Here is a 3903-nt window from a genome sequence, read left to right on the forward strand (position 1 = left end):
CATTACGGGATCGAGAACGGCGTAACCACGACCATCCATTCGGCAATGAACGACCAGCCGGTGATCGACAGCTATCACCACACCGATCTGCGGCTGACCCGCAGCGCCATGCAGTCCATGGTCCCGGTCGATACCGGCCTGAGTCAGGGGATTGGCAAGATGATGCCCGCCCTGAGCGGCCGTTTCGAATGTCTGCACCTGCGCGTACCGACCATCAATGTTTCTCTGATGGACCTGGCCATCAACCTACGTCGTCCTGCGGATGCCATTTCGGTCAACGCCCTCTTTCGTGAAGCCTCGGAAGGACGCTTGCTGGGGCTCCTGGGATACACCGAAGAGCCCCACGCTTCGGTCGATTTCAACACCGACCCCCGCTCGGCGATCATCGACGGAACTCAGACCCGGGTGAGCGCCTGCAGGCTGCTCAAACTCATGGCTTGGTTCGACAACGAGTGGAGTTACGCCAATCGCATGCTCGATGTAGCGCAAACCTGGCTGAGCCTGGCGGGGGAATAAGCTTATAGGAAGATCTTCGAGTCTTGCCCCGTCAAAAAATAAAAATCGAATAAGCATCCCAGTGTTTACTCAAACCAAGTGATTACCTTGAGGGCTCAGTATTTCGATCATCGATTACCATTCCATCCCTTCCAACCGCAACGTGGCGGGGTAGGGTTCCTGCGTGGTCCATCAGCCACAAATCCAACTCATGACTTACATGGGTGAGGATCACCCTCCGCGCTCCGATGGCATCCGCGCTTTCCAATGCGGTGCGCACATCATTATGGTTACGTGGCCGCCTCTCCAGAGGTGGATGACAGCAATCGAGGATAACGCAATCAGGCCGCCACTGTTTAAAAAACTCCACGCTGCCGGGCGGCAGGCCGATGGTGTCGCAAAGATAGGCAATCCTTGCCGAACCCGCTTCAAGGCAGTAGCCAAAGGTCATCTTGGAATGCACCAGGGGAACAGGGGTAGCCGTCACGTCACCAAAGAGAGCCGGGCTGAATTCCTGGAGCCGGTGAAACTTCAGCAAGCCGTTGTTTTTGTAAAGGTCGGCGCAGCCCTCCGGATCGGGAGGCGCTCCGACATCGATCCGTGGGCCTGTGCCCCAGCGGAGAGGAAACAGTCCCTGGACATGATCGGGGTGAAAATGGGTGAGCAGGATCGCGGTCAGGTTTTCGGAAGGAAACCGCTCGACGAGATCGACCAACCCCGCGTCGATCAAGACCCGCGTGCCGCCGGATTCAACAAGCGCCGTGCTTGGACGCCGTATGAAACGTGGATCGAGCCGTGCCCGTTCACAGGCCGGACAATTGCACCCATAAAGCGGCACACCGCCTGCGTCGCCTGTCCCCAGTAAGCTTAAACGCAAACCACCTGTGTTTTTCGGTGGCTTCGGGCCATTCCGGGAGTCATGTCTTGAATCAACTTCCCCGGATGACGGAAGGATTCCTGAGTTCAGTGTGCTCATGAATGAATACGCCTGTCGGGCTGTAAACAGTCATTCACGGAATAATGCAGGATGAGACCGATCAAAGTGTCACCGCCTTCGTGAAGCTGTCCGTCGTTATTGACCTTGAGACAGCCCTCGCAGGCGCCTGCAAGAATCTGGTGACGTTGCAGACGTTTTTCAACCTGCTCCCTGGTTTCGCGGCCCCGGCTCAGGAGCCGTTCCCGGAGGACATCCGCAGAAACCTCGATCAAGAGCGGCACCACGTTATGATATCGACCGGACGCCTGGGGCAAGTATTCGCGGGAGCCGTTCACAATGACGGTCGCGCCGCTTGCAAGCCACTGGTCGATCTCGATGCCGATCCCGTAATGATGGCCGTGGCTTTGCCAATGAAAGGCGAAAAGCCCGGCCGCAACCCGCGAGGAAAATTCATCCGGGGTGAGCGACACATGGTTTTCACCTCCCGCATCCGCTGGACGGGTGATATAGCGATGAGCGAAAACGATATTGGAGTGTTTGGCCAGTTTTTCCCGGGCGTAACGCATCAGGCTGTCCTTGCCGCTTCCCGATGCCCCCATGACGTAAATGAGTCGGGCTTTCATCGTAGCCCCTTACACATGATCGAAATACGCTGAGACGATGGATGTTCCATTCACCCAGACTCTTTCCGCCTGCGGCAGGGAACCGAGCATCTTCACGGCGACAAGATCCGCACGCTTGCCAATCGCTATCTCTCCTCGATCAGACAACCCTGCGGCGCACGCCGGATTGACGGTCACCATGGCCACGGCTTGGCAGAGGGAAATATCCGTAAGAGAAGGCAGACGCATGATGGATGGCAGCAACGCAGCAGGGGAATAATCGCCGCAGAGGCAGTCGGCTACCCCATTGCTGACGGCATCAAGCGCCCGCATATTGCCCGACTGGGATTTTCCGCGCAGGATATTGGGAGCTCCGAACAGGGTGGCCAAGCCGTTTTCGCGGGCGGCGCGGGCGGTTTCGAGGTTGATCGGGAACTCGGAGATGACTGCGCCAAGCGCCCGCACCGTGGCGACCTTGTCCGGCGAGTCGTCGTCGTGACTGGCGATCGACACCCCGTGGTGTTGGGCCTTTTCAGCCAGGGACCGCATGCGAGCCATGGCTCCCTGTGCGGCCTCCAGCTTGCGGGCCAGAATCCCGTCAAGCGCGTTCTCGTCTGTTTTGTACGTGCGGGCGAGGTAGTCGCGATAGGCCTCCACATCGCGGAACTGGCCTTGACCGGGGCTGTGATCCATGAAGGACATCAGATGGGCATCGCCCTTTTCGATGAGTTCACTCAGTACCGCAGGCGCGGTATCATCGGTGACCTCATAGCGGACATGCACCCGATTATCGATGAGTGCATGGGGCCGCCAGGTGTGGACGGCACGGGCGATCTCGGCGGCGAAGGCATTGTTGCGCACCCCCAGTTCATGGTTGGCAAACGACAGGGCGTGAAAAACCGTGGTGATCCCGGCCAGCGCATTGCGTTTGTCGGCCTGGGCGCAGGCGAAATCCAGGGGAAAATGCACATTTGGTCGCGGTTCGATTTCTTTTTCCAGGGCGTCGCAATGCAGGTCGATCATGCCTGGGATAAGAATCCTTCCGGCAAGATCGATGATCTCCGTTTTTCCCGCTCCGTCCGGATCAAGGGCGGCGATGCGCCCGTCCTCGATCAGGACGGCGACGCCGTCACGCGCCTCGGTTGGCAAAACCACCCGGGCATTTATCAGCAAGGTTCTCTTCATCATATATTCCCCTCCATGCCCAGGGCCTCCGTACCCTGAGACTTTAATTCAACAACATGATCCGCGAGTCGGCGGACCAGTTCGGGGTGATGGAATACGGCCAGCATGCCCACTCCCCTGGTTTTGATGCTTGAAAGCAAATCAATGACACGTTCGGTGGTGTCCGGATCAAGACTGGCCGTGGGCTCGTCGAGCAACAGCAGCCGGGGGCTTGAAATGAGTCCTCGCGCCAGGTTTATCCGTTGTTTTTCTCCGCCGGAAAAGGTGGCGGGCGGCACGTGCCAGAGGCGTTCCGGGACATTGAGAAGGCGCAAGAGATCCGCAGCGGCGTCTCGGGCCTCCTCTTTTTTTCCGCCCCGCAAGATCAGTGGTTCGCTGACGACATCCAAGGCTTTTTTTCGCGGCAGACAATGGAGAAACTGGGTCACGAAACCGATATCGGAATGCCGCAGTTCCAGAATCCGATGATCCAACGCCTGCGCCAGATCAGTGGTGTGTCCCGCCTCGTCGTGGTAGAGCACCCGGCCACTACGCGGGAGATAAGTGCGAAAGATGCACTTCAGCACGGATGATTTCCCGCACCCCGTCGGTCCCACCATGGCCGTCATCTGTTTTTTGAAAACTGTCAGGTCGACATCGGCGCAGGAAGGAATGAACGCCTTCTGCTCGTGCAGGAAAAATCTC

Annotated in this window: 4 protein-coding genes and 1 pseudogene; 1 reads left to right on the plus strand and 4 read right to left on the minus strand. The window is 58.2% G+C overall.

Going from position 1 to position 3903, the window contains the following annotated elements:
• A pseudogene (locus G495_RS0114465) lies at window positions 1-516 on the plus strand (type I glyceraldehyde-3-phosphate dehydrogenase); the annotation flags it as partial.
• A gap of 82 nt (window positions 517-598) precedes the next feature.
• Here G495_RS0114465 and phnP read toward each other — a convergent pair.
• From phnP to G495_RS21390, 4 genes are all read right to left on the minus strand, one after another.
• The gene (gene phnP, locus G495_RS21380; protein WP_245588450.1) at window positions 599-1471 is read right to left on the minus strand and encodes a phosphonate metabolism protein PhnP; all 873 of its coding nucleotides are present in this window, start codon (window positions 1469-1471) and stop codon (window positions 599-601) included.
• The gene (phnN, locus tag G495_RS21385; RefSeq protein WP_084458333.1) at window positions 1468-2055 is read right to left on the minus strand and encodes a phosphonate metabolism protein/1,5-bisphosphokinase (PRPP-forming) PhnN; all 588 of its coding nucleotides are present in this window, start codon (window positions 2053-2055) and stop codon (window positions 1468-1470) included. The genes phnP and phnN overlap by 4 nt, the downstream gene beginning before the upstream one ends.
• Window positions 2056-2064: 9 nt before the next feature.
• On the minus strand, window positions 2065-3222 hold the full coding sequence (locus G495_RS0114470; protein ID WP_245588451.1) for an alpha-D-ribose 1-methylphosphonate 5-triphosphate diphosphatase: 1158 nt from the start codon (window positions 3220-3222) through the stop codon (window positions 2065-2067).
• The coding region (locus G495_RS21390) for a phosphonate C-P lyase system protein PhnL (RefSeq protein ID WP_084458335.1) at window positions 3219-3903 on the minus strand (685 nt) is incomplete at its 5' end. The genes G495_RS0114470 and G495_RS21390, both read right to left, overlap by 4 nt.

The organism is Desulfocurvus vexinensis DSM 17965 (genome assembly GCF_000519125.1).
Lineage (GTDB): Bacteria > Desulfobacterota > Desulfovibrionia > Desulfovibrionales > Desulfovibrionaceae > Desulfocurvus > Desulfocurvus vexinensis.

Coding starts and splice junctions, on each gene's coding strand:
- phnP (WP_245588450.1), bottom strand. CDS start 1,471: ATGAGCACACTGAACTCAGGAATCCTTCCGTCATCCGGGGAAGTTGAT.
- G495_RS0114470 (WP_245588451.1), bottom strand. CDS start 3,222: ATGATGAAGAGAACCTTGCTGATAAATGCCCGGGTGGTTTTGCCAACC.
- phnN (WP_084458333.1), bottom strand. CDS start 2,055: ATGAAAGCCCGACTCATTTACGTCATGGGGGCATCGGGAAGCGGCAAG.